This window comes from Pantoea osteomyelitidis (assembly GCF_044342975.1).
GTDB classification, from domain to species: Bacteria; Pseudomonadota; Gammaproteobacteria; order Enterobacterales; family Enterobacteriaceae; genus Pantoea; species Pantoea osteomyelitidis.
Map to the genome: position 1 here is coordinate 159,448 of NZ_JBGFSN010000003.1, position 25,299 is coordinate 184,746.

26 protein-coding genes are annotated in these 25,299 nt (G+C 59.1%); 14 read left to right on the plus strand and 12 right to left on the minus strand.

Features of this window, described 5'->3' with window-relative positions; all coding sequences use genetic code 11:
- Positions 1 to 11 precede the first annotated feature (11 nt).
- Both kdsD and ABU178_RS03005 read right to left on the minus strand, forming a co-directional pair.
- Positions 12 to 998 (minus strand): arabinose-5-phosphate isomerase KdsD, encoded by a 987-nt coding sequence (gene kdsD / locus ABU178_RS03000; RefSeq protein WP_397211852.1) that lies wholly within the window; start codon positions 996 to 998, stop codon positions 12 to 14.
- A gap of 15 nt (positions 999 to 1,013) precedes the next feature.
- The gene (locus ABU178_RS03005; RefSeq protein ID WP_397211854.1) at positions 1,014 to 1,994 is read right to left on the minus strand and encodes a calcium/sodium antiporter; all 981 of its coding nucleotides are present in this window, start codon (positions 1,992 to 1,994) and stop codon (positions 1,014 to 1,016) included.
- 227 nt (positions 1,995 to 2,221) lie between these two features.
- Here ABU178_RS03005 and mlaF point away from each other — a divergent pair, with 227 nt between their 5' ends.
- The 7 genes from mlaF (at position 2,222) to murA (ending at position 7,015) form a co-directional block, all read left to right on the plus strand.
- Complete coding sequence (gene mlaF, locus ABU178_RS03010; RefSeq protein WP_397211856.1) at positions 2,222 to 3,037, plus strand: phospholipid ABC transporter ATP-binding protein MlaF; 816 nt, start codon at positions 2,222 to 2,224, stop codon at positions 3,035 to 3,037.
- 4 nt (positions 3,038 to 3,041) lie between these two features.
- Positions 3,042 to 3,824, plus strand: coding sequence for a lipid asymmetry maintenance ABC transporter permease subunit MlaE (gene mlaE, locus ABU178_RS03015; RefSeq protein WP_397211858.1), 783 nt, complete (start codon positions 3,042 to 3,044; stop codon positions 3,822 to 3,824).
- 4 nt (positions 3,825 to 3,828) lie between these two features.
- Positions 3,829 to 4,365 carry an outer membrane lipid asymmetry maintenance protein MlaD gene (gene mlaD, locus ABU178_RS03020; protein WP_397211860.1) on the plus strand — a complete coding sequence of 179 codons (537 nt, stop codon included), beginning with the start codon at positions 3,829 to 3,831 and terminating at the stop codon, positions 4,363 to 4,365.
- 13 nt (positions 4,366 to 4,378) lie between these two features.
- Positions 4,379 to 5,011, plus strand: coding sequence for a phospholipid-binding protein MlaC (gene mlaC / locus ABU178_RS03025; protein ID WP_397211862.1), 633 nt, complete (start codon positions 4,379 to 4,381; stop codon positions 5,009 to 5,011).
- Positions 5,011 to 5,316 (plus strand): lipid asymmetry maintenance protein MlaB, encoded by a 306-nt coding sequence (gene mlaB, locus ABU178_RS03030; protein WP_397211864.1) that lies wholly within the window; start codon positions 5,011 to 5,013, stop codon positions 5,314 to 5,316. Before mlaC ends, mlaB begins: the two co-directional genes overlap by 1 nt.
- A 114-nt stretch (positions 5,317 to 5,430) precedes the next feature.
- The gene (ibaG, locus tag ABU178_RS03035; RefSeq protein ID WP_312241468.1) at positions 5,431 to 5,685 is read left to right on the plus strand and encodes a BolA family iron metabolism protein IbaG; all 255 of its coding nucleotides are present in this window, start codon (positions 5,431 to 5,433) and stop codon (positions 5,683 to 5,685) included.
- Positions 5,686 to 5,755: 70 nt separating this feature from the next.
- Positions 5,756 to 7,015, plus strand: coding sequence for a UDP-N-acetylglucosamine 1-carboxyvinyltransferase (gene murA, locus ABU178_RS03040; protein WP_397211866.1), 1,260 nt, complete (start codon positions 5,756 to 5,758; stop codon positions 7,013 to 7,015).
- 56 nt (positions 7,016 to 7,071) lie between these two features.
- On the opposite strand, the gene ABU178_RS03045 is transcribed toward murA, so the two are convergent.
- Together ABU178_RS03045 and ispB are read right to left on the minus strand one after the other, a co-directional pair.
- Positions 7,072 to 7,371, minus strand: coding sequence for a helix-turn-helix domain-containing protein (locus tag ABU178_RS03045; protein ID WP_397211868.1), 300 nt, complete (start codon positions 7,369 to 7,371; stop codon positions 7,072 to 7,074).
- Positions 7,372 to 7,614: 243 nt separating this feature from the next.
- Complete coding sequence (ispB, locus tag ABU178_RS03050; RefSeq protein ID WP_397211870.1) at positions 7,615 to 8,586, minus strand: octaprenyl diphosphate synthase; 972 nt, start codon at positions 8,584 to 8,586, stop codon at positions 7,615 to 7,617.
- Positions 8,587 to 8,842: 256 nt separating this feature from the next.
- On the opposite strand from ispB, the gene rplU reads away from it, so the two are divergent.
- From rplU to cgtA, 3 genes are all read left to right on the plus strand, one after another.
- The gene (rplU, locus tag ABU178_RS03055; protein WP_397212511.1) at positions 8,843 to 9,154 is read left to right on the plus strand and encodes a 50S ribosomal protein L21; all 312 of its coding nucleotides are present in this window, start codon (positions 8,843 to 8,845) and stop codon (positions 9,152 to 9,154) included.
- 15 nt (positions 9,155 to 9,169) lie between these two features.
- Positions 9,170 to 9,427: a 50S ribosomal protein L27 gene (gene rpmA / locus ABU178_RS03060; RefSeq protein WP_397211872.1), complete on the plus strand. Its 258-nt coding sequence runs from the start codon at positions 9,170 to 9,172 to the stop codon at positions 9,425 to 9,427.
- A gap of 253 nt (positions 9,428 to 9,680) precedes the next feature.
- Positions 9,681 to 10,859 (plus strand): Obg family GTPase CgtA, encoded by a 1,179-nt coding sequence (cgtA, locus tag ABU178_RS03065; protein ID WP_397211874.1) that lies wholly within the window; start codon positions 9,681 to 9,683, stop codon positions 10,857 to 10,859.
- A 44-nt stretch (positions 10,860 to 10,903) separates the two neighbouring features.
- Here cgtA and ABU178_RS03070 read toward each other — a convergent pair whose 3' ends face one another.
- From ABU178_RS03070 to ABU178_RS03090, 5 genes are read right to left on the minus strand one after another with little or no spacing between them, the layout of a single operon-like run.
- Entirely contained in the window at positions 10,904 to 11,320 is a 417-nt protein-coding gene (locus ABU178_RS03070) for a hotdog fold thioesterase (RefSeq protein ID WP_397211876.1), read from the minus strand.
- Between the two features lie 3 nt (positions 11,321 to 11,323).
- Positions 11,324 to 12,082, minus strand: coding sequence for a 2,3-dihydro-2,3-dihydroxybenzoate dehydrogenase (gene dhbA / locus ABU178_RS03075; protein WP_397211878.1), 759 nt, complete (start codon positions 12,080 to 12,082; stop codon positions 11,324 to 11,326).
- Positions 12,079 to 12,933, minus strand: coding sequence for an isochorismatase family protein (locus tag ABU178_RS03080; RefSeq protein WP_397211880.1), 855 nt, complete (start codon positions 12,931 to 12,933; stop codon positions 12,079 to 12,081). The genes dhbA and ABU178_RS03080 overlap by 4 nt, the downstream gene beginning before the upstream one ends.
- A 29-nt stretch (positions 12,934 to 12,962) precedes the next feature.
- Positions 12,963 to 14,564 carry a (2,3-dihydroxybenzoyl)adenylate synthase gene (locus ABU178_RS03085; protein ID WP_397211882.1) on the minus strand — a complete coding sequence of 534 codons (1,602 nt, stop codon included), beginning with the start codon at positions 14,562 to 14,564 and terminating at the stop codon, positions 12,963 to 12,965.
- Between the two features lie 10 nt (positions 14,565 to 14,574).
- Entirely contained in the window at positions 14,575 to 15,753 is a 1,179-nt protein-coding gene (locus ABU178_RS03090) for an isochorismate synthase (RefSeq protein WP_397211884.1), read from the minus strand.
- Between the two features lie 174 nt (positions 15,754 to 15,927).
- On the opposite strand from ABU178_RS03090, the gene fepB reads away from it, so the two are divergent.
- The 4 genes from fepB to ABU178_RS03110 all read left to right on the plus strand — a co-directional run bounded on the left by fepB (position 15,928) and on the right by ABU178_RS03110 (position 19,803).
- Positions 15,928 to 16,896, plus strand: coding sequence for a Fe2+-enterobactin ABC transporter substrate-binding protein (gene fepB, locus ABU178_RS03095; protein WP_397211886.1), 969 nt, complete (start codon positions 15,928 to 15,930; stop codon positions 16,894 to 16,896).
- A 143-nt stretch (positions 16,897 to 17,039) separates the two neighbouring features.
- Positions 17,040 to 18,029, plus strand: coding sequence for a Fe(3+)-siderophore ABC transporter permease (fepD, locus tag ABU178_RS03100; RefSeq protein ID WP_397211888.1), 990 nt, complete (start codon positions 17,040 to 17,042; stop codon positions 18,027 to 18,029).
- The gene (fepG, locus tag ABU178_RS03105; RefSeq protein WP_397211890.1) at positions 18,026 to 19,009 is read left to right on the plus strand and encodes an iron-enterobactin ABC transporter permease; all 984 of its coding nucleotides are present in this window, start codon (positions 18,026 to 18,028) and stop codon (positions 19,007 to 19,009) included. The genes fepD and fepG overlap by 4 nt, the downstream gene beginning before the upstream one ends.
- Positions 19,006 to 19,803, plus strand: a complete 798-nt coding sequence (locus tag ABU178_RS03110) for an ATP-binding cassette domain-containing protein (protein ID WP_397211892.1) — start codon at positions 19,006 to 19,008, stop codon at positions 19,801 to 19,803. Before fepG ends, ABU178_RS03110 begins: the two co-directional genes overlap by 4 nt.
- Here ABU178_RS03110 and ABU178_RS03115 read toward each other — a convergent pair.
- From ABU178_RS03115 to fes, 3 genes are read right to left on the minus strand one after another with little or no spacing between them, the layout of a single operon-like run.
- Positions 19,800 to 23,741 (minus strand): enterobactin synthase subunit F, encoded by a 3,942-nt coding sequence (locus ABU178_RS03115; RefSeq protein ID WP_397211894.1) that lies wholly within the window; start codon positions 23,739 to 23,741, stop codon positions 19,800 to 19,802. The genes ABU178_RS03110 and ABU178_RS03115 overlap by 4 nt on opposite strands.
- Entirely contained in the window at positions 23,734 to 23,946 is a 213-nt protein-coding gene (locus tag ABU178_RS03120) for an MbtH family protein (protein ID WP_397211896.1), read from the minus strand. The genes ABU178_RS03115 and ABU178_RS03120 overlap by 8 nt, the downstream gene beginning before the upstream one ends.
- Positions 23,947 to 23,983: 37 nt before the next feature.
- Positions 23,984 to 25,198, minus strand: a complete 1,215-nt coding sequence (gene fes, locus ABU178_RS03125; RefSeq protein WP_397212513.1) for an enterochelin esterase — start codon at positions 25,196 to 25,198, stop codon at positions 23,984 to 23,986.
- Positions 25,199 to 25,299 lie beyond the last annotated feature (101 nt).

Below are 25,299 nucleotides of genomic sequence, written 5' to 3' on the forward strand. Positions count from 1 at the left end.
TCTTTTCCTGTTCAGACCACGCCAGCGCGCAGCATGTCATGCATATGTACCACACCCAGCAGACGATCGTCATCGGCTACCAGCAACGCAGTGATGTTTTTGTTTTGCATAAGGTTCAGGGCGTCAACCGCCAGCGTATTGGGACGCACGCGAATGCCTCCCGGCGTCATTACCTGCGCAATCGACGCCGTTTGAAAATGGATACCCATATCAAACACGCGGCGTAAATCACCGTCGGTGAAAATGCCTTCGATTTTCATCAGATCGTCAACGATAACCGTCATGCCGAGATTTTTCCGCGTGATCTCCAGCAAAGCATCACGCAGCGAAGCGTCACGCGTGACGTGCGGGATCTCATCGCCGCTGTGCATGATATCGCTGACATGCAGCAGCAGCTTGCGTCCCAGCGCGCCGCCGGGGTGGGAGAGGGCAAAATCCTCCACGGTAAAACCGCGCGCTTTTAACAGCGCGACGGCCAGCGCATCGCCCATCACCAGAGTGGCGGTGGTGCTGCTGGTCGGGGCCAGTCCCAGCGGGCAGGCTTCCTGCGGCACTTTGATGCACAAATGCACATCCGCCACGCGTCCCATGGCGCTCTCTGCGCGGCTGGTCATGCAGATCAACTGAACCTTCAGACGCTTCAACACCGGCACCAGCGCCAGAATCTCATTCGACTCTCCGCTGTTGGAAATGGCGATCACCACATCGTTGGCGCTGACCATACCGAGATCGCCGTGGCTCGCTTCGCCGGGATGAACGAAAAAGGCGGGCGTGCCGGTGCTGGCGAAGGTGGCAGCCATTTTTTTGCCAATATGTCCCGATTTTCCCATACCCATCACTACGACTTTGCCCTGACAGGCAAAGATCATTTCGCAGGCGCGTGTAAAATCTTCGTTGATATATTGGTCGAGTTGTTCCAGCCCTTCGCGTTCAATGCGCAGCACCGCCTTTCCAGCCTGCTGAAAATCAAAACCCGCTGTTGGTACGTGATATGACATGGCAAGCGTGTCCTTTTATCCATCGATAAACGCAGGGTGCAGCCAGAGCAGCGTCACCCACACGATAAATCCACACAGTAAAATGCTGCCTGCGGTGCGGCCGATACGCCGACGCCGTTGCAGACAGATAAGCGCAAACAGCGCGCTGACTCCCAGCATCACCCAGTAGTCGCGCCCGAAGGCGTGAATATCAATGCTGGCGGGATGCAGCAGCGCCGGCAGACCGAGCACAATGGCAATATTATAAATGTTGGCGCCGATCAGATTGCCGATAGCGATATCATCTTCGCCTTTTAGTGCGCCAGCGATGACGGTGGCGAGTTCCGGCAGGCTGGTGCCGACGGCAATCACCGTCAGGCCCAGCACCAGTTCGCTGACGCCAAAATAGTCCGCGAGCACCGTGGCGTTGTCGATCACCATGCGCGTCGACATCGGCATAATCAGCAGCGCCACCGCCAGCCAAAGAAAGGCCACAGTGTTGCCCGCCTCTTCGCGCGGCAGTTCCGCCAGCTGTTCGCGCGTCAGGGTATCGTTATTGTTGCGTTCGGCGCGGCGCGCGATGCGCATCACCACCAGCAGGTAGATAGCGGCGATGACGAGCAGAGCGAAACCATCAAGTCGACTAAGATGATTATCAAACAGCATGATGCCGCTCAGCAGCGACACCAGCAGCATCAAAGGAAGTTCACGGCGAATCAGGTTGGAATGCACCGTCAACGGATGCAGCAGCGCCGCGCCGCCCAGAATAAGTAAAATATTGGTAATGTTTGAACCCAGCGCCGTGCCCACCGCTAAATCCATCTGGCCATGTTGCGCAGCGGAAAAAGAGAGGATAATTTCCGGCAGCGAGGTGCCGATGCTGACCACCGTCATGCCGATAATCAGCGGCGGCATCCCGAGCGAGCGACATAAAATCGACGCGCTGAACACCAGACGATCGGCGCCATAAGCGAGTAAAATCAAACCGATGATCAGCAGGGCGGTAGCAACGAACATGAAAAATCCTTGCGTGGGCATCCTCGCCAGCATACCTGCGCTGACAGGACTTCAGGTTCCGGGTAAACAAACAGCCGCTGATTTTGACCGTCTGAGAGACAAAAGTAAATTTTATGGCTGTTTTCGCCACACCTGAGCGGTAAGTTTCTGTAAAACTATCGTGCATTGAGAGGGACCAGGCTACCATCGGTAGATCGCAAGTACGCCGATCCGCATAAGAGGTAATGATGATCCAGCAGCAAACGAACCTGGTTGAGGTTCGTGGCGTGAGTTTCTCACGCGGAGATCGCCAAATCTTCGATGATATTTCGCTGACGGTTCCCGCCGGTAAAATCACCGCCATTATGGGACCTTCCGGCATAGGCAAAACCACGCTGTTGCGCCTGATTGGCGGCCAGTTGCAGCCTGATCGGGGCGAAATCTGGTTTCGTGGCGAGAATATCCCTACGTTATCACGCTCGAAGCTGTATGAAGCGCGCAAAAAAATGAGCATGCTGTTTCAGTCCGGCGCGCTGTTCACCGATTTGACGGTGTATGAAAATGTCGCCTGGCCGCTGCGCGAGCATACGCAGCTACCTGCGCCGTTGCTGCACAGCACGATAATGATGAAGCTGGAAGCCGTGGGCCTGCGCGGCGCGGCGCAACTGAAACCCGCTGAGCTTTCCGGCGGTATGGCCCGCCGCGTTGCGCTGGCGCGCGCCATCGCGCTGGAACCCGAACTGATTATGTTTGACGAGCCTTTCGTCGGACAGGATCCTATTACCATGGGGGTACTGGTGAAGCTGATCGATGAACTCAATCATTCGCTGGGCGTGACCTGCATCGTGGTATCGCACGACGTGCCGGAAGTGTTGAGCATTGCCGATCATGCCTATATCGTGGCCGGGCAAAAGATCATTGCGCAGGGGAGTGCGCCGGAACTGCGAAAAAATAGCGATCCGCGCGTGCGTCAATTTATCGATGGTCACGCGGATGGACCTGTCCCGTTCCGCTATGCGGCCGGGGATTATCTTGCCGATTTAACCGGCTCAGGGAGAATGTGAACTGATGTTGTTACAGGCGCTGGCGTCACTGGGACGTCAGGGAATTGAAACCTGCGCCTCCTTCGGACGCGCAGGAATGATGCTGTTTCATGCTCTGGTCGGTAAACCCGCCTTTCGCAAGCATGCGCCGCTGCTGGTAAAGCAACTTTACAGCGTGGGCGTATTGTCACTTCTGATTATTGTGGTCTCGGGCCTCTTTATCGGCATGGTGCTCGGGCTGCAGGGCTATCTGGTTCTGACCACCTACAATGCTGAGACCAGTCTGGGCATGCTGGTGGCGTTATCGCTGCTGCGCGAGCTTGGTCCGGTGGTCACCGCGCTGCTGTTTGCCGGTCGCGCCGGTTCGGCGCTGACGGCGGAAATCGGGCTAATGAAAGCCACAGAGCAGCTCTCCAGCATGGAGATGATGGCGGTGGATCCGCTGCGACGCGTGGTCTCGCCGCGCTTCTGGGCCGGTTTTATCAGCATGCCGCTGCTGACGTTAATCTTTACGGCGGTAGGCATTGCTGGCGGCGCGCTGGTGGGCGTGAGCTGGAAAGGGATCGATCCAGGCTTTTTCTGGTCGGCGATGCAGAACGCGGTAGATTTCCGCACCGATATCGTTAACTGCATCATTAAGAGCGCGGTTTTCGCGGTGACGGTCACCTGGATCGCCCTGTTCAATGGCTATGACGCTATTCCGACCTCGGAAGGGATCAGTCGGGCGACGACGCGCACCGTGGTACACGCCTCGCTGGCGGTACTGGGTTTGGATTTTGTGCTGACGGCACTGATGTTTGGGAATTGAGGCAATGCAAAGCAAAAAAAACGAAATCTGGGTTGGCGTCTTTATCCTGCTGGCTATGGCTGCCGTACTGTTTCTCTGTCTGCGCGTAGCAGATCTGAAATCGGTCGGCACTGAGCCTACGTGGAAGCTCTACGCGACCTTTGACAACATTGGCGGTCTGAAGGCCAGCTCGCCGGTGAAAATCGGCGGCGTGGTGATCGGTCGCGTGACGGACATTTCGCTGGAGCCAAAGACGCTGTCGCCGCGTATCACCATGGCGATCAGCGATAGCTATGCCAATCGGATCCCGGATACCAGTTCGCTGGCGATCCGCACTCAGGGCCTGTTGGGGGAGCAATTCCTGGCACTGAATCTCGGTTTTGACGATCCTGATTTAGGCTCTGCTATGTTGAAAGATGGCGATACGCTGCGTGATACCAAGTCGGCGATAGTACTGGAAGACCTGATTGGGCAGTTCCTGTATAAGAGCGGCGACGGAAAAAGTGATACTAAACCAGCGCAGGGAGCGGAGAGCGCACCTGCAGCAACGGAACAACCCTGAGAGGTAAAACATGATGTTTAAGCGTTTAATTATGATTGCCATGCTGGCCATTGCGCCTTTGGTCGCGAACGCGGCAGATCAAAGCGATCCTTATCAGCTGATGAACGAGGCGGCGGCAAAAACCTTTACCCGCCTGAAAAACGAACAGCCGAAGATCAAGCAGGATCCCAACTACCTGCGTGAAATCGTGCGTCAGGAGCTGCTGCCCTATGTGCAAATCAAATATGCCGGCGCGCTGGTATTAGGCCGTTACTACCGCGACGCCACGCCGGCGCAGCGCGACGCCTATTTCAGCGCCTTTGCTGATTACCTGGCGCAGGCGTATGGCCAGGCGCTGGCGCTTTATCATGGTCAGACCTACCAGATTCAGCCGAAGCAGGCGCTGGGCGACGCCAATATTATCGCTATCCGCGTCACTATCCTGGATCCGAGCGGCCGTCCGCCCGTGCGTCTTGATTTCCAGTGGCGTAAAAACAGCCGCACCGGCGACTGGCAGGCTTATGACATGGTGGCGGAAGGCGTCAGCATGATCACTACCAAACAGAATGAGTGGAGCGATCTGTTGCGCACTCAGGGTATCGAGGGTCTGACCGCACAGCTGAAAAAGTCTGCGGCGCAGCCGATCACACTGGAACAGCAGAAGTAATGGCCGAACCGTTACGCTGGCAATTAGAGGCCAGCACGCTGCATCTGAGCGGCAAGCTGGATCGTGACACGCTGTTGGCGCTGTGGCAGCAGCGGGAAAGCGTGATGGCGAAAGTGGATACTATCGACGTCTCGGCGCTGGAACGCGTTGATTCGGCGGGGCTGGCCCTGCTGGTGCATTTGCGTGAAATCGCGCGGGAGCAGGGCAGGGCGCCGCGCTTTAGCGGTATTAACGATAAACTGCGCTCGCTGATTACGCTCTACAATCTGCAACAGATCATTGTTTCTGCGGATAAAATCGCTTAAATACAACGCCGTCCCTTCGAGCCTCTGTTTTATACAGGGGCTTTTGCGTATTTAAGAGTCATGCGCTTTCAACTAAGATGTCTGCCTGATTATTATTAAGTGAAGCAAAGAGCAATGGAAAACAATGAAATTCAGGCCGTGCTGATGAACGCGCTGCCGTTAGAAGAAGTCCACGTTAGCGGTGATGGCAGCCATTTTCAGGTGATAGCCGTAGGCGAAATGTTCGGCGAGCTGAGCCGTGTGAAAAAGCAGCAGGCGGTTTATGCGCCGCTGATGGAATTTATCGCTGATAACCGCATCCATGCGGTATCCATCAAAACCTATACGCCCGCTGAATGGGCTCGCGACCGTAAACTCAACGGTTTTTAAGCGGCCAGCGTGGCGCGCTCGCCTGAAGCGAGCATTTGCCTTTTTTGATTGTTAATTGAGAACCGTGTTAATGGACAAATTTCGTGTGCAAGGCCCCACCCGCTTAAGTGGTGAAGTGACCATTTCCGGGGCGAAGAACGCCGCGCTGCCTATTCTGTTTGCTGCGCTACTGGCGGAAGAGCCGGTAGAGATTCAGAACGTTCCCAAGCTGCGGGACATCGATACCACCATGAAGCTGCTGAGCCAGCTGGGTGCGAAAGTAGAGCGCAACGGCTCCGTCCACGTTGACGCCAGCGCGGTGAATATCTTTTGCGCGCCTTACGATCTGGTGAAAACCATGCGCGCCTCTATCTGGGCGCTGGGCCCGCTGGTGGCGCGTTTCGGCCAGGGTCAGGTTTCGCTGCCGGGCGGCTGCGCCATTGGTGCGCGTCCGGTCGATCTGCATATCACCGGCCTGGAGCAGCTGGGCGCCGAGATCAAGCTGGAAGAGGGGTACGTCAAAGCCTCGGTGAATGGCCGCCTGAAAGGCGCGCATATCGTAATGGATAAGGTCAGCGTAGGCGCGACCGTCACCATTATGAGCGCGGCGACGCTCGCCACCGGCACGACCATTATCGAAAACGCCGCGCGCGAGCCGGAGATTGTCGATACGGCAAACTTTCTGAAAACGCTGGGCGCCAAAATCAGCGGCGCAGGCAGCGATAAAATCACTATCGAAGGCGTTGAGCGCCTGGGTGGCGGTGTTTACCGCGTGCTGCCGGATCGTATTGAAACCGGTACTTTCCTTGTGGCTGCGGCCATCTCCGGCGGTAAAGTGCTGTGCCGCAATACGCAGCCTGATACCCTGGATGCGGTGTTGGCGAAGCTGCGTGATGCCGGTGCGGATATCGAGTTGGGCGACGACTGGATTAGCCTGGATATGCACGGCAAGCGACCCAAAGCGGTTAACGTGCGTACCGCGCCGCATCCCGGTTTCCCGACGGATATGCAGGCGCAGTTCACCTTGCTGAACCTGGTGGCTGAAGGTACCGGCGTCATTACCGAGACCATCTTTGAAAACCGCTTTATGCATATCCCTGAGCTGATTCGTATGGGCGCGCACGCGGAAATCGAAAGCAATACCGCGATTTGCCACGGCACAGAAAAGCTTTCTGGCGCACAGGTGATGGCGACCGATTTGCGCGCCTCGGCCAGTCTGGTGCTGGCGGGCTGCATTGCGGAAGGCACAACGTTGGTGGATCGTATTTACCACATCGATCGTGGCTACGAGCACATCGAAGACAAGCTGAAAGCGATGGGCGCCAACATTGAGCGCGTCAGCGGCGAGTAAGTCTCTGCGCAGACAAGACACAAAATAAAATGGCCGGGATTTCCCCGGCCATTTAGTTACTCATTCTTGCGTGTTTTTTTGGGTGTGGAAGAGGACACGGCACGCATTAATTTTTTCCGGTCCAGCAAACGACGCGTGACCGGATCGTAGTAGCGACTGGGCCAGATCTCGGCTGGATGCACATTAAGCGCCTGCGCAATAAGAAACTCCCCCTTTGGCCAGGGGCGCGCCAGCGCGTTCGCCAGCGTGGATGAACGCAGACCCGCCTGACGAGAAACGGCCGCCAGCGTAGTCCCTTGTTTACGTAATGTGGCGATAATATCCGCCGGATGCCAGTCATCTCTCCCTGCATACATAGCAGCAATCCTCCCTGTGCTTGTTGATCCCTGATGAGATTTACATCCAGTTTTCGGCATTAACTGGAAACTACAGGTCATTTATAACAAATGCCTTCCATAAGTTTCCAGTAAATTTTATGAGTAAATACAGAAGTGAGCAAGCCTTCGCAAAAGTTTTGCAACGAATGTAAGCGGGGGGAATTTTTTTGCGGCAGGGATAAGCACGGAGCGAAAGAGCACATCCTGTGCTCCTGCTTGCCGTCAAAAGTCGCGCTGTACCGACATATGCGCCAGCGCTTCCAGCGCGCTGCGCCAGGGGGTTTCAGGCAGCGCTTTCAGCGCGGCGATCGCTTTGTCCGCTTCTTCCTCGGCGCGCTTACGCGTCCACTCCAGCGAGCCGCACTGCTGCATGGCGGCGAGCACCGGCTCCAGCAGATGGCGTCCGTTGCCTTCTTCAATCGCCTGACGGATCATGGCGGCCTGTTCCGGCGAGCCGGTGCGCATGGCGTGCAGCAGCGGCAGGGTCGGTTTGCCTTCGCTGAGATCGTCGCCGACATTTTTGCCCAGCGTTTTGCCGTCGGCGCTGTAGTCGAGCAGATCGTCGATCAGCTGAAAGGCGGTGCCGAGATAGCGGCCATAATCCTGCAGCGCTTTTTCCTGCGCATCCGTCGCCTCGGCAAGGATCGCAGAAGCCTGGGATGCGGCTTCAAACAGGCGCGCGGTTTTGCTGTAGATCACGCGCATGTAACTCTCTTCAGTGATGTCAGGGTCATTGCAGTTCATCAGCTGCAGCACTTCGCCCTCTGAAATCACATTTACCGCTTCCGACATCAGCGCCAGGATCTTCAAGGATCCCATGCTGGTCATCATCTGAAAGGCGCGCGTATAGATAAAATCGCCGACCAGCACACTGGCCGCATTGCCGAAAGCGGCATTCGCCGTGGCTTTGCCGCGACGCATATCGGATTCATCCACCACATCGTCGTGCAACAGCGTGGCGGTATGGATAAATTCGATCAGCGCCGCGTTGGTAATGTGCAGGTTGCCCTGATAGTTCAACGCGCGTGCCGAGAGCACAGCGATCATCGGGCGTATACGTTTGCCGCCTCCGCTGATGATGTAATAGCCCAGCTGGTTGATGAGCGAAACATCTGAATTCAGCTGGTCGAGGATGGTCTGGTTGACAGCCGCCATATCCTGCGCGGTTAATTCATTTATCTGTTCTAGGTTCATTCGTCTGTTCAGCTATGACTCGTTTCTTGGCCATGGTAAGCGGTTTTACCCAGCGTGAGTTCAGGTTATCTGTTACTGATTGTACTTGAAAAATCGGGTTGAGAAACGTTTGCGTTCAGCCTGTGTTTTTTTTCTGCAAGAGAGTGCAAAGTGCTCTTGTCTTCCTGGAGAGTTTTGCGTAGAATTCGCGCCCTATTGTGAATATTTAGCGCGCCGCCTGATGAACAGAAAGGCAAGCGCAGAAGCGGAGTTTTATATGTACGCGGTTTTCCAAAGTGGTGGTAAACAACACCGAGTAAGCGAAGGTCAGACCGTTCGCCTGGAAAAGCTGGACATCGCAACCGGTGAAACCATTGAGTTTGATCAGGTTCTGATGATTGCAAATGGCGAAGACGTGAAAATCGGCGCGCCACTGGTTTCAGGCGGTGTGATCAAAGCAGAAATCGTTGCTCATGGTCGTGGCGAGAAAATTAAAATCGTTAAGTTTCGTCGTCGTAAACACCACCGTAAGCAGCAAGGCCACCGTCAGTGGTTCACTGATGTGAAAATCACTGGCATCAGCGCCTAAGAGGAGATCTGACAAATGGCACATAAAAAGGCTGGTGGCTCGACTCGTAACGGTCGTGACTCGAATGCAAAACGTCTGGGTGTAAAACGTTTCGGTGGCGAAGCCGTTCTGGCTGGCAGCATCATCGTTCGTCAGCGTGGCACTAAATTCCACGCCGGTACTAACGTAGGGCTTGGTCGTGACCATACTCTGTTTGCTACCACCGACGGCAAAGTAAAATTCGAAGTTAAAGGTCCGAATAACCGTAAATACGTCAGCATCGTTGCTGAGTAAGGTTGTCGTGACTCAGGTTCCCCTGGAGCCTGAATAAACGAATTGAAGCCCCGCAAAAGCTGCGGGGCTTTTTACATTCTGATACCAAACGCTGAGAAACTCGGTTTTGCGTAGCAGATTGCTGTACAATTTATGTACATCTGGCCTCTGGCCAATCCTGTTTTATCCGCCGCCGGTCAGCGCAGAAGACCCTGGCGGACCCGCCTGTAACAGATATCTGCTGATGCGGGCGTAAGCGTGACGGAGAAAGAAAATGAAGTTTGTTGATGAAGCGACAATCCTGGTCGTCGCGGGTGATGGTGGTAACGGCTGCGTGAGCTTTCGCCGGGAAAAATATATTCCCAAGGGCGGTCCTGACGGCGGCGATGGCGGCGATGGCGGCGATGTTTACCTGCTGGCCGACGAAAACCTCAACACCCTGATCGATTATCGTTTCGAAAAATCTTTCCGCGCCGAACGCGGTCAGAACGGCCAGAGCCGTGACTGTACCGGCAAGCGCGGTAAAGATATCGTGGTTAAAGTACCGGTAGGTACGCGTGTGATTGATCAGGGCACCGGCGAAACGCTGGGCGATATGACGCGTCATGAGCAAAAGCTGATGGTGGCGAAGGGCGGCTGGCACGGCCTGGGCAATACCCGTTTCAAATCCTCAGTTAACCGTACGCCGCGTCAGAAAACCATGGGGACGCCTGGCGAGAAGCGCGATCTGCAACTGGAGCTGATGCTGCTGGCGGACGTGGGAATGCTGGGTCTGCCGAACGCCGGTAAATCGACCTTCATCCGCGCCGTCTCCGCCGCCAAGCCGAAAGTCGCTGACTATCCCTTTACCACCCTGGTGCCAAGTCTCGGTGTGGTGCGTATGGACAGCGAAAAGAGCTTTGTGGTGGCGGACATTCCCGGCCTGATTGAAGGCGCAGCGGAAGGCGCCGGTCTCGGCATTCGCTTCCTGAAGCACCTTGAGCGCTGCCGCGTACTGCTGCACCTGATCGATATCGCGCCGATTGATGAATCCGATCCGGTAGAAAACGCCCGTATCATTCTCGGCGAGCTGGAAAAATACAGCGAAAAGCTTTACCAGAAGCCGCGCTGGCTGGTTTTCAACAAAACCGACCTGCTGAGCCGTGAAGAAGCGGAAACGCGCGCCAAAGCGATTGCTGAAGCGCTGGGCTGGGAAGATAAGTACTATCTGATCTCTGCCGCCAGCCGCGATGGCGTCAACGCGCTTTGCTGGGACGTGATGAGCTTTATTATCGCCAATCCGAAGGAAGCGGAACAGGAAGATAAGCAGCCGGAAAAAGTGGAATTCATGTGGGATGACTACCATCGTGAAGCGATGGCCACCGCCCAGGAAGCAGAAGCAGAAGATGAAGAGTGGGATGACGACTGGGACGAAGATGACGACGAAGGCGTCGAGATCATCTACCAGCGTTAATCTGACGAACAAGGCGGCCAGCGTGCCGCCTTTTTTATTGAATGTTAGCCCATTACCGCCACGGTGAGTCGTGAGCTACAGCAGAGCTGATCGCGCTGATTGCGGATTTCAATCTGCCACGTTTGATTGCGCGCTCCCAGATGCAGCGCACGGCAAATTCCGCGCACCTCGCCGCTGCTAACGGCGCGATGATGACTGGCGTTCACCTCAATCCCCACCACGCTTTTACCCTCTTCAACGCAGAGATAGCCTGCGATAGAGCCCATCGACTCCGCCAGCACCACCGAAGCGCCGCCATGCAGCAGCCCGAAAGGCTGATGCGTACGCGCATCCACCGGCATGGTCGCTTCCAGCGTCTCATCGCCGATGGCGGTAAACACAATCCCCAGATGGGCGACCAGCGAGTTCTGCCCCAGCGCATTGAGTTCCGCCAGCGTTATCGAACGTTTCCAGATAGCCATCCGTCAGGCTCCCAGCGTCGCGCCGCCGTCGACCACGATATCCTGCAGCACGATGTGGCTGGCATGATCCGAGGCGAGGAACAGAATAGTGGCGGCGACCTCTTCGGGTTTAGCAATCTTACCCAGCGGGATCCCCAGCTTGTACTGATCGGGGAAGCCATTGATCATCGCCTGTTCGGCATCCGGCGTGTGCCAGAGGCTGCGCTGCATTTCAGTATCGGTAGAGCCGGGAGAAACAATATTGCAGCGCACGCCATAAGGCGCCATTTCAAGGCCCACGGTGAGGCAGAGACTGCGCAGCGCCGCTTTTGACGCGCCATAGGCGGACATACCGATACGCGGCGCATGCGCGGCATTCGAAGCGATAGTGACGATCGCACCGGCGCGCTGCTGGCGGAACAGCGGCAGCGTCTGCTGGAACATATTGAAAGCGCCGCCCGCGTTCACCGCCAGGCACGCCTGCCACTCCTCCGGCGCCAGCTCGTCTGTTGCGCCGATACGCAGAATACCGGCGCCGTTGATCAGCACATCGAGGCGTGGCTGCTGCGCCAGCAGACGCTGACACACTGCTTTTACCTGCGCGGCATCGGCGACGTCAAGCTGGTGGCAGGCAAAGGGATAATCATGATCGTGGAAGCGCAGATCGAAGCCGATCACCTGCGCGCCAGCCTGCTGAAAAGCCAGCGCCGTGTGGTAGCCGATCCCCTGACCGGCACCGGTCACCCAGACGATCTTGCCGCTGAAATCACCGGTCAGGCTCATTTTTTCAGCTCCCGCGCCAGCAGCGCCCACCAGCCGTCAATGCTGGGGTTTTTCGCCAGGCTGATAAAGTCGATATCAGCATGAACCTGACGCCAGCGCGCCGCCAGCGCCATCACGCGTACCGAATCGAGACCGTAATCGATTAGGTTCTCATCATCTTCCGGCACGTCATCATCTTCCAGCAGCGGCAGCACCAGCGCGCGCAGCTCATCTTTACTCAGCGGCAACGGCATCAGGTCGGCGGTCATCACCACCTTGCCGCTGCGGCCGGCGGTATAGGTCAGCGCCATCATATGCTCGTCGCGGGTAAAGTCCGCCAGCGCGTCCGCCACCATAAACGGCTTGATGTTGCGCATAAAGGCGTCGGTGGCGGTGGTCAGGCAGCCAATATGGGCATAGACGCCGGTAATAATCAGCTGATCGCGCCCCATCTCCTGCAGGATCGACTCCAGCGGCGAGCGATGAAACGCGCTGTAACGCCATTTGGTCAATACCTGATCCTCATCATCCGGCGCCAGCGCATCGACGATCTTCTGCTGATCGGGATGCTTGTTCAGGCCTGGTCCCCACATATCATTCAGCAGGGCACGATCTTCATCACTCTGCTGATTGGGCTGCGCGGTATAGAACACCGGGATGCCCTGCGCTTTGCAGTAGCGGCGCAGGCGCGCAATATTCTCCACCACCTGCTGCACCAGCTCGCTCTCTTCGCCCCAGAAATTGAGGAAATAGGCCTGCATATCGTGGATCAGCAGCGCTGCGCGCTCAGGCTCAAAGGCCCACTTCACCTTGTTGGACGGCAGCTCGCCAGCCGTGGGTAACGCATAAGCGCTTAATTTTGGAATAGCCATCATCTCTCCTGAACAGGTCACGCTTGCGGTTAATCGGCAAGCTGTTGGCGCAGACGTTTCTTATCCACCTTGCCGACCGGGGTCAGCGGCAGGGCATCTACGCAGGTTATACGGTCCGGCAGCTTGAATTCGGCGACGCCCAGCTCACGCAGATGGCGACGCAGCACTACCGGTTTGATCGGCTGGCGCGCGACAATAAAGGCGCAGCTTTTTTCGCCCATCAGCTCATCAGACATGGAAACCAGCGCCGCGTGGATCACGTCGGGATGACGTTGCAGCAGGTTTTCGATCTCTTCCGCGGCAATCTTCTCGCCGCCACGGTTAATCTGATCCTTTTCCCGCCCGTGAACCTTGATATAGCCTTCAGGGGTGATCTCGATCAGGTCGCCCGAGCAGTAGAAGCCGTTGGCGTCGAAGCAGCTGGCGTTATGTTCCGGACTTTTATAGTAGCCGCGGAAGGTATAAGGGCCGCGCGTCATCAGGCGACCGGTTTCGCCTGCGGGCAGCGGATTGCCGTTCTCATCAGCCACCCACACTTCGTCATCCTCAGAAATCGGGCGGCCCTGCGTGGTGAGAATGGTTTGTTGATCGTCATCCAGGCGCGTGTAGTTGACCAGACCTTCCGCCATGCCAAAAACCTGTTGCAGCTGACAACCGATCTCGGTGGGAATACGCGCCGCCAGCGTTTCGCCCAGTTTGGCGCCGCCCACCTGCAACAGCCGGAGGGAAGCGAGCTGTTTGTTGCCGCCCCATTCAGCTATCGCCTGCAACCACAGGCTGACGGCGGGCGGCACCAGCGCAGTATCGGTAATCTGATGCTTTTCAATCAGCGGGAAACAGAGTGTCGCGCTGGGGTCGGCGGCCAACACCACCCGGCCACCGGCATAAAAAACGCCAAGCGCGCCAGGCGAGCTCATCGGGTAGTTGTGAGCCGCGGGCAGGGCGATCAGATAGCGGGTTTGCGCCGTGACGCCGCAAATTTCCACGCTGGCCCGAATGCTGTAATAGTAGTCGTTATGGGTGCGCGGAATCAGCTTTGGCGTACCGGTGCTGCCACCGGAGAGCTGGAAAAAGGCGACCTCATCGGCAGCCGACGGCGAGGCGTGAAAAGCGTCCGCCTCTTCGGCCAGCAGCGCGTCCAGGCTGTTCTCCGGTTGAGAGTCGTTACGCAATACCACATGGCGCAGCGATGGATGCGCTGCGCAGAGCGCATCGATAAAGGTATCGTCGCGAAACAGCGCATGCTCGCGGTCGGCAATCAGCAGCGCCGGTTCAATCTGCATGGCATAGGCGCGCAGCTCGGTGCGCTGATGGCTGAAAAGCGCGTTTACCGGCACCACGCCAATTTTAAACAGCGCGAAAAGCGTCAGGTAGAAATCGGCGACGTTAGCTAACTGCACCAACGCCGTCTCGCCCGCTTTCAGGCCACGACGCTGCAACGCCGCAGCGAGGTTATCGCTCAGCTGGGCCAGCTGACGAAAGGTGATCTTACGATCGCCATCAATCACGGCGACGTCATCATTCTTTTGTTGCCGATCGAGAATGTCGGTCAGCGGCAGATCCAGCCAGTAGCCTTTTTCACGGTAGCGCGCCGCCAAATCGTCGGGCCAGCGGGTATAGGGGATCGTCATGGTGTTTCCTTTATTGCAGTCCAAAGGCGCGGAGCATGGTATCGAGCTTAACCCCGGTCTCCCGCCATTCTGATTCAGGTTGCGAATCGGCCACGATGCCGGCGCCGGCAAACAGCCGAACCCGCGCGCCCTGCACCGTTCCGCAGCGAATAGTCACTACCCATTCGCCGTTGCCTTCGGCGTCGCACCAGCCGACGATGCCGCCAAACAGCTGGCGATCAAAAGGCTCGAGCTGTTGGATCAGACGCTGCGCGTGCTGATGCGGAAAACCGCTCAGGGCAGGGGTAGGGTGCAGCAAACACGCCAGCGACAGGGCGTTTTCATGATCGTCCAGCGCTTCGCCATCAATCTGCGTCGCGAGATGCCATAAGGTGGCGGTGGTGATCAGCGAGGGCTGTACGGGCACGGCAAGCTGGCGACTGCGCGATTGCAAAACATGGCGCATGGCGTTGGTCACCAACTGATGTTCGTGGCGATCTTTAGCAGAGTTCATCAGGCTTTCGCCTGCGGCGCGGTCGCGATCCGGCTCCGCTTCACGACGCGCCGAGCCAGCCAGCGGACAGGAGCTGAATTCACGTCCCTGTTTGCGCAGCAGCAGCTCCGGGCTGGCGCCCAGCAGAGCGCCGCCCTGCGACAGCGGCAGATGGAAGTGATAGCTGTTGGGATTTTGCAGCATGATACGCTGCATCAGCGCGGCGGTATCCACCGGCTCTTCGGTTACGATATCCATCAGGCGCGACAACACCACCTTATCCAGCTCGCCGCGCCGCGTTGCCGCTACCGCCTGTGCCACCATCTGCGTAAAGGCATCATGCTCCGGCACCGCAGCGCGTCGGCGAATCACAGGTAAATCCACGCGGGTCTGCGGCAGCGCCGCCAGCAGATCGTTACGCCGGAAGCGTTGCCAGGATTCGGGAATAAACAGCGTCGCTGGCTGGCTGACATCAAAAGGAATGGCGCCGACCAGAATGGGTTTGGCGATGCCTGCCCGTTTCGCGGCGCTGAAGTGATGATGCAGCTGGCGCTGGAAATTGCCATTCAGCATATCGCCATCGGTAACCGGTTGGTTTAACGTGGTATAGCAGCCTTGGGTCATCAGGCTGCGCCAGGGGGAGGTAAACAAGAAGCCCCGGCAAAGCGCGGAAAAATCCACTCGCGAGGCATTTTCAAACGTCACGGTTTCCACCATAATCCCACCTTAAATGATAAAAGGATTAATAATGATTATCATTTGTATTGTGGTCGTGTAACCTACGTCGATTGAAGATGAGTGTCAATAAATTCACCCTATTTTCCCGGCGTATGGGTGCAAAATCAGCATATTCTGTCAGGTTCAGATAACGGAAAGAGTGGGATAAGTTTTATGTTTAAGCGTGGTTATTCTGGCGTGATCGCCGCTATTTTTGTTGTTTTGCACGCCTTTTCGGCATCAGCACAGGCGGCGGAAGGCTGGCCGCGTCAGGTTCAGGGCGCGAACGGAACCGTGACGCTGGAGCACGCGCCGCAACGCATCGTCTCTACCAGCGTGACGCTGACCGGTTCGCTGCTGGCGATTGATGCGCCGGTTATTGCCAGCGGCGCCACGGCGCCAGGCAGTCGCGTGGCGGATGCGCAGGGCTTTTTCCGTCAGTGGGGCGATGTGGCGAAACAGCGTGGCGTGAAACGTCTCTATATTGGCGAGCCGAGCGCGGAAGCGGTGGCGGCAGAAGCGCCGGATCTGATTATTGTCAGCGCGACCGGCAACGATTCAGCGATCAGGCTGGCGGATCAGCTGTCCGCCATCGCGCCGACACTGGTAGTCAATTACGACGATAAAAGCTGGCAGCAGCTGGTGACGCTGCTGGGGCAGGCCACCGGCCATGAGGCGCAGGCCGCCGCACGCGTCAAAGCCTTTGACGATCGCGAAGCGGCGCTAAAGCAGAAACTGACGCTGCCGCCGCAGCCGGTTTCCGCCATGGTGTGGAACGGCGATGGCCGTGCGGTTAACCTCTGGACCGGCGACTCGGCGCAGGGAAAACTGTTGCAGCAGCTCGGTTTTACGCTCGCCACGCCTCCTGCCTCGCTACAGCGCGGCCACAGCATGGGCCAGCGCAAAGATATTATTCAGCTTGCGGGCGAGAATCTTGCCAGCGGACTGAACGGCAACAGCTATCTGTTGTTCGCGGCGGAAGAGAAAACCGCACAATCGGTGCTGAACAATCCCTTCCTGGCACAAACGGCGGCGGTGCAGCAGAAGCAGGTTTACGCGCTGGGCGTGGAGACTTTTCGCCTCGATTACTACAGCGCCAGCAATTTGCTGACGCGTCTGGAGCAGCTGTTCGTGAAATCGTGATCCGTTATGCGCAGATAAGCGAGTCGTGATAACATAGACAAATACGAGTAATAACGATAATAAGTGTCATTATCATATTTTCCCCGCTGTAATCGGGGAGTGCTCGCTCGCAATGTCGTTGATCAGTGAAGGTTTAAAACGCTATGCGCCAGATCCGCGCAATGGCAGGTTCAGGGATTCTGCTATTGCTCCTTATCGCTCTCAGCCTGATGCTGGGAGCAAAATCGATCGCCTTTTCCGATGTGTTTAACGCGCTTTTTCACTCCTGCGGCAGTGCCGACTGCACTATCGTGCGCGATGCGCGCCTGCCACGCACTCTTGCCGGGCTGCTGGCGGGCGCGGCGCTCGGCCTGGCTGGCGCGCTGATGCAAACCCTGACGCGTAATCCGCTGGCGGATCCCGGTATTCTGGGCATTAATGCCGGAGCCGGTTTCGCCGTGGTGATCGGGATTGCGCTGTTTCATGCCGATACGCCCGCCGACTGGCTCGGCTTCGCCTTTGCCGGTGCGCTGATTGCAGCAACGCTGGTGGCACTGACCGGCGCGCTGGGCGGCGGCCGCGTCAATCCGGTGCGTCTGACGCTGGCGGGCGTGGCGCTGGGCGCGGTACTGGAGGGGCTGACCTCCGGCATCTCATTGCTTAATCCCGACATTTATGACCATCTGCGCTTCTGGCACAGCGGCTCGCTGGATATTCGCAGCATGGCGATATTGCGGGCGGTGTTCCCGGCGATTCTGCTCGGCAGCCTGCTGTCCCTTGGCCTGGCGCGGTCCCTTAACAGCCTGAGCATGGGCGGCGATCTGGCTACCGCGCTCGGTACGCGCGTGGCGCGCACCCAACTGCTTGGCCTGCTGGCGATTACGCTGCTGTGCGGTGCCGCTACCGCCGCCGTCGGCCCCATCGCCTTCCTCGGCCTGATGACGCCTCATCTGGCGCGCTGGCTGATGGGGAACGATCACCGCTGGCAGCTGCCCGGAACGCTGCTATTAACTCCCTGTTTGCTGCTGGCTGCCGATATCCTGGGGCGCCTGCTGGTGCCGGGCGAGCTGCGCGTCTCCATCGTCACGGCGATTCTGGGCGCGCCGATGCTGATTATCCTGGTGCGTCGCGAGCGGGGAAGAGGGAACCGATGAATCGTCGTCTCGCGCTTCATTCGCTGTGGCTGCTGCTCGCCTGTCTGCTGTTCGCTTACTGGGGCGTGAGTCGGGGAACACTGCCGGTCAGCGGCGCGCAGCTCTGGCAGCTTTTTACCGGCGAAGCGCCGCGCAACGTCACGCTGATTGTCACCGAGTGGCGGCTGCCGCGCGTCATCATGGCGCTGCTGGTTGGCGCGGCGCTGGGTGTCAGCGGCGCGATCTTTCAGTCGCTGCTGCGCAATCCCCTCGGCAGTCCTGATATTCTCGGCTTCAATACCGGCGCCTACAGCGGCGTGCTGGTGGCGCTGGTGCTGTTTCATCAAAACATGGCGGGCATGACCGCTGCGGCGCTGCTGGGCGGCATCGCTACCGCCGCGCTGGTTTATCTGTTTGCCTGGCGCAACGGCGTCGAAACTTTCCGTCTGATTATCGTCGGCATCAGCGTGCGTGCGCTGCTGATGGCGCTGAACAGCTGGCTGATTATCAGCGCCTCGCTGGAGGCGGCGTTAAGTGCGGGATTATGGAGCGCCGGTTCGCTGAACGGCATTACCTGGGCAAAAACGGGGCCGGTGATTGTGCTGCTGCTGCTGGCGCTGGGCGCGACATGGCTGCTGGCGCGGCGTATGCGTCTGATGGAGATGGGCGACGATACCGCCTGCGCGCTCGGCGTGCCGGTGGAGCGCAGCCGCCTCTGGCTGATGCTGATCGGCGTGGTGCTCACCGCGGCTTCCACCGCGCTGGTGGGACCCATCTCCTTTGTAGCGCTGCTGGCGCCGCAGATCGCCCGGCGTCTTAGCGGCGGCGTGAAGGGCGCGCTGCCGCTGGCGGCATTCTGCGGCGCGCTGCTGCTGATCGCCGCAGACTACGCGGCGCAACATCTCTTTTTACCCTGGCAGCTGCCGGTTGGCGTGATTACCGTCAGCCTGGGCGGCCTTTATCTGATTGCTTTACTGGTGCGGGAGGCGCGGCAGCGATGACAACGATCGCTTCACGGCTACGGGCGGAACAGCTGACGCTCGGCTATGAGAAAAAGGTGGTGGCGCAAAACCTGTCGGTGACCATCCCGGACGGCGAGCTGACGGTGATCATCGGCCCCAACGCCTGTGGGAAATCGACGCTGCTGCGCACCCTGAGCCGCTTAAACGCGCCGCTACAGGGAGAGGTCTGGCTGGATGGTCAGGCAATCGCCCGTTATCCCAGCAAAGAAGTGGCGCGGCGGCTCGGTCTGCTGCCGCAAAGCTCCAGCGCGCCGGCGGGCATCAGCGTCAGCGAACTGGTGGCGCGTGGCCGCTATCCCCATCAGCCGCTGTTTGGCCGCTGGCGGACAGAGGATGAAGACGCCGTCACGCGGGCGATGCAGGCGACGGGCGTGGCCGATCTGGCTCAGCAGAGTGTGGATACGCTCTCCGGCGGCCAGCGTCAGCGCGTCTGGATCGCGATGGTGCTGGCGCAGGAGACGCCTCTGCTGCTGCTGGATGAACCCACCACCTGGCTGGATATTACCCATCAGATCGAGTTACTGGAGCTGATGTGCGATCTCAATCAGCAGCATGGCCGGACGCTGGTGGTGGTGCTGCACGATCTCAACCACGCCTGCCGCTATGCCACCCATCTGATCGCCATGCGCGACGGGCAAATTGTGGCAGAAGGCAAACCGGCGGAGATCGTGACGCCAGCGCTGATCGAAGCGGTATACGGGCTGCGCTGCGTCATTGTAGAGGATCCGATTGCGCATACTCCAATGATTGTGCCGCTTGGGCGGACGCGTTAAGCCTGCTTATCGTCAAATCCCGCCAGGATTTGTTGCAGCTGCGGACCGATCTGCTCAAACATAGCGGGTGAAATAATGTCAACGTGGGCGCACGCCACTGGCCGGATCTCCAGCTCAGCGGTGTAAGGCGCCCAGGCGCAACGCGCATCCTGCCCGGGCTGTAACGTCTGTGTGGCCAGGAACAGCGTAGCGCGTCCGTTAAAGCGCGCACTGCGCGCCGTAGCCAGCAGACGCACCGAACTGGCGTAGTTGGCCTCAATAGCGTCGAACATCGTCTCCATCTCTGCTCCCGCCTGCTGACGCTGCGCCGCAATAAACTGTTCGCGCTCGCGGTTTACCTCCTCTACTACCCGCGGATCCAGGACGTTCACGCCGCGCTTTTCATCCCAGTTCTGCGTTTCCGGCGGCCAGGTATCCAGCAGGCCGAGGAAGGCGACGGTTTCACCGGCCGCCTCCAGGCGGGCGGCGATGGCCTGCGCCAGCGTGCCGCCGAGGGAATAGCCGATAAAGTAATAAGGACCGTGCGGCTGTACGCGCCGCAGCGTTTGCAGGTGCGCTTCACACACCTCGTCCAGCGTGGCGCTCTTGTTGAGCGGCCCGTGCAGATCGGGCGACTGAATACCCATCAGCGACCAGCGCGCATCGAGATAGCGCTGCAGTATGCTGAACTGCCAGGCAAAGCCGGAAGCGGGATGGAAGCAGAACAGGGTGGGACCATCGCCGCGACGCAGCGGCAGAACCGGCTCAAATCCGGCGCGCTGGCTGTCCGCCTCACTGCTCAGCAATGCCGCCAGTTTTTCAACGCTGGAGGCCACCATGATCTGGCCGACGGAAACCGGCTGCTGCAACGCGCGCCTCAGCCGTGCCGCAAGGCGCATCGCCAGCAGGGAATGACCGCCGAGGGCGAAGAAATCATCCTGAGCGCTGATGCTGTCGCGTTCCAGCAGGGCGCAGAAAGCGTCAGCCAGCGCGCTTTCCAGCCCCGGCAACGGCGCGCGTGACGGGCCGGAAGCACTGGCCTGCGGCAGCGGCAGCGCTTTACGATCCAGCTTGCCGTTGCTGCTGAGCGGAAACGCCTCGAGCTGAACGATGGCTACCGGCACCATATGCGCCGGCAATTGCTGGCTGAGCGCGTCACGTATCGCCTCGCTCGCCAGCGGCTCGCTGGCGATCACGTAGCCCACCAGCTGGCGCGCATCGCCCTGCTGCGTGGCGCTGTCGCCCAACACCACCGCATGGGTTACCGCCTGCTCAATGCCAGGCAGAGCGGCAAGAGCATGATCGATTTCGCTCAGCTCGATGCGCTGTCCGCGAATTTTCAGCTGATCGTCGCTGCGTCCCAGATATTCCACTGCGCCGTTCGCCAGCCAGCGCGCCACGTCGCCGGTGCGATACATGCGCGTGCCATTGCCGTAAGGATCGGCAACAAAGCGGCTGGCGGTCAGGCCGGGACGATCGAGATAGCCGTGCGCCAGCTGAATGCCGGTAAGGTAGAGATCCCCCGCCACGCCCGGCGGCACCGGCTGCAGGCGTGCATCCAGAATACGCAGGCCGGTATTCCACACCGGGAAGCCGATGGGCACGCTGGCTCCGCTCACCGCATCTAGCTCATCGCCACAGGCGGGATACCAGCTGACGTCAACGGCCGCTTCGGTGGGACCATAAAGATTATGCAATGGCGCCTGCGTCAGCTGCTGCCACTGGCGCGACAGCTCCGTCGGCAGCGCTTCACCGCTGCAAAAGACGCGACGCAGGGAGCGGCAGCTTGCGACGGCGTCCGCATCGTCCAGCGCCGCGACAAAAGCGGCCAGCATCGACGGCACAAAGTGAGTGGTGGTGACCTGATAGCGGGCAAACAGCTGTTGCAGCGCCTCGGGATCGCGGTGCGCCTCTGGCGGCGCCATCACCAGCTGCGCGCCAACGATCAGCGGCCAGAAAAATTCCCACACCGAGACGTCGAAGCTGCACGGGGTTTTTTGCAATACCACATCGTCAGCGCCGAGCGGATAGTGATTCTGCATCCAGAGCAGACGATTGACGATCGCCTCATGGCCTACCAGCACGCCTTTTGGCCGTCCGGTCGATCCCGAGGTATAGATGATATAAGCGCCATCCTGCGGCCGGGCGTGCTGCGGCAAGGGCAGCAGCGTGTCGGCGGGCAGCAGGGTTTCATAGTGATATTGCCTGACCGCGCTGACGGCGGCGAAACGAGCAGAGAGTGCATCTGAGGTGATCAGCCGCTTCGGCGCGGCATCTTCCAGCATCAGCTGCAAACGCTCATCGGGATAGCCGGTGTCGAGCGGCAGATAAGCCGCGCCGACGCTGACAATCGCCTGCAGCGCCAGCGACAGCCAGACCGAGCGCGGCAGGGCGACGGCGACGATATCGCCCGCAACCACGCCCTGCGCCGCCAGCTGCTGCGCCAGCGCCTGCACCTGCTGCTGCATTTCGCGGTAGGTCAGGCTATGCTGCCCGTCGGTCAGCGCATGGGCATCGGGCGCGCGCGCTGCCTGTTGCGCCAGCAGACTCCCCAGGGTTTCCGCCGGGATCGGCATCGCGGTCTGGTTAATCGCCTGTAGCTGATGGTGTTCGGCTGCTGTCAGCATATCAAGCTCGCCGCACGGACGTTCCGGCTGCTGTGCCAGCTGCGCAAGCAGCAGCGCAAAGCGGCTGGCGTGCTGCGCCAGCGTAGCCGCGTCATAACGTTCGGCGTTAGCCAGCAGCTCCAGCGTTAACTCGCCCTGTTCGGTGATATAGATGGCGATCTCCAGATCGCGTACCGGGCCGGAGGCCAGCTGATGGGTCACGCCTTCGATGCCGTTGAAGTCGAGCTGATAATCGAACATCTTCAGGTTGATAACCGGCCCGTAAAGCGGATCGCTGTCGCCGTGGCGGCCAAGGTCGCGCTGCACCTGCTCGGCGTCATAGCGCTGATGGCGACGCATCTTCTTCACTTCCGTCGCCAGCTGCGCCGCCAATGTTGCCAGCGGCCGATCCGGATCGTAATGCACCGCCATCGGCAGCACGTTAATCACCGGGCCGGTGGCGCAGAGCGCGGCGGAACCGATACGACGCATAAAAATAAAGCCGGCGGCAAAATCGTTCTGGCCGCTCAGACGCGCCAGCCAGAGCGCTACCAGCGCAAAGGCGGTATCGGCGGCGCTCAGCTGCTGTCGCTGCGTATGGCTCAACAGCGTTTGGAACGTATCGCGGTCCAACGTCAGCGTCTGGCGCAGCAGATCGGTACTGGCGCTTTGTCCCGCCAGCGGCTGGGCAGCCAGCGAGGCGGGCGTAGGCAGCAGAGCGCCTTTTTCACGCCAGAACTGTGCGTCGCGTTGATATGAAGGAGATTGCTGGTAGCGCTGATACTCCTCCACCACTTCGCTGAAGGGGATAAACGGCGTGGGTTCCGGCATTTCGCTGCGCGCCAGAGCGCTGTAAAGATTGGCGATGCGGCGCGTCAGCGCCGTGAAGCTGAAGCCGTCCACCACCAGATGGTGATAGCGCTGATACCAGTACCAGTGATTATCACCAAGACGCATCAGGCTGTGATGCCACAGCGGCGTGCCGCTTAGCACGCGCAGATCGCCTGCCATATCCTGGCGCATCAGTGCGCGCGCGGCGGCGTCGGGATCCGCTTCCTGACGCAGATCGAGGATCGACGGCTCGCTGAAGTGCTGCGGCGTCAACCACTGCACCGGTTCGCCATCCTGCTCGCCAAAAGCCATGTTCAGCGTGTCCGCTTCCTGCATACCGGCAACGATGGCTTTGGCCAGCAGCGCGCTGTCCAGCTCGCCGCGCAGTTCAACGAAGTGTGCGACTGCATAGGCGTTGGCATGTTTCGACAGCTGATCGGCGATCCAGATGCCCGGCTGCGCCGCGACCAGCGGCAGGGTTTGATATTCAGTAACGTCCCGGTTCATCAGCGATTCAGACATTGCCGCCTCTTGTGGTATTTGGTCGAATATCGCGCCAGTTCGCTTCCAGCCAGGCGAGGCACGCCGCCTGCGGCTGCGGGCCAAAAACAGACTGCCAGCCGTCGGGAATGGCGCTGAAGGTGGGCCACAGGCTGTACTGCCGTTGAGCGTTGATCAGTACGCAACAATCCTGTTGCGGATCGTCAAAGGGGTTGAGATGTTCCATGCCTCGCTCCTGCCCGCAGTGCGCGGGCGAGATAAATTTAATTTTGCCACATGGCTTGCAGTCCGTTCAGCAGCCCGCCGCGCCAGCAGAGCGCATCGTGACCGCCTTCCACCGGAAGGTAGCTGACCTGATGTCCGGCATCGGTCAGCTGTTGTTGCAGCGTCTGGTTCGCCTGTAAAATCAGCCGTTCACGGCGGCCCGCTTCCAGGTAAAAGCGCAGCGGCGCATCCACGCCCAGGCCTTTTTCCAACTGCTGAATCAGCCAGCCGTGCGGCGTATCGCGCGACGGCCACCAGAAGGAGCCGGACTGGCTGATGGCGCAGCCGAAATGCTGCGGCCAGTGGAGCGCGGCGTAAACCGCCGACAGACCGCCAAAGCTCTGGCCAGCCACCAGGGTGCTGCCTGCATCCTGACGATACGGCGTCCACTGCTGTAGCCGGGGCAGCAGTTCTTGCTGGATCGCCAGCCAGAATTCGGGGTTGCAGGTAAGTTCACGGCTGCGATGTTCGCGATCGATGATGTCGATCATCAGGTAAACCGCTGGCGGCAGCGCACCCGCATCGGTTAACTGCTGTAGCGGCCAGGCGATCGGCATGCTGTGCGCCCAGAACTGACCATCAAGCAAAATAGCCAGCGGACGGTTCTCCGGCTGCGCCTCGCCGCTGGTATAAACCCACACCGAGCGCCGATTGCCGAGGCGCTGGCTTTCCCACTGATAGTGACGCAGCGGCAGCGTCGGCGCGCTGCCATCATCCACCGCCTGCCAGACCTGTTGATCCGGCGCCTGCGGCATATGCAGCGGTGATACGCCCATGCCGCGTCCGCCAGACCAGCTACGCAGGTGGTTCAGGGGATCGGACTGAGCAGCAGGGAATTTCGCACGCCACCAGTTACGCAAGGCGTAGATATCAGGCTCGCCGCTAAAGCTCTCCGCCTGTTGATCCGGCATCAGACAGTAGCTGCCGCGCCAGTTGGCCGGGAGCTGCGTCTGCCAGTACCAGACATCGGTATCCGGCACGCGCGTCAGCGATTGAGGAGCGGCGCGCTGATGATGATCGGTCACGCCGGTAATATTGATCCAGACGCGCTGCGTGTCTGAGGTCGCTTCACTGCCCTGAGGATCGCGCCAGAAAAAGGTGACCTGACAAACACCGTTTTTCGCCGTTGCGATTAGCGGAATACCGCGCTTTTGCTGTTCATGCCACCAGGCTTCACTGCCGGTTTCATCGTTTAACCACATCACAGGCACCATCAGTGGTTTTACCCACAACGATCGTTTCATGAAAGTTATAGATAATACTATTGATAATTATTTGCATTTGCAATAGGGTGTTTCCGCTCATCGGGGAGCAG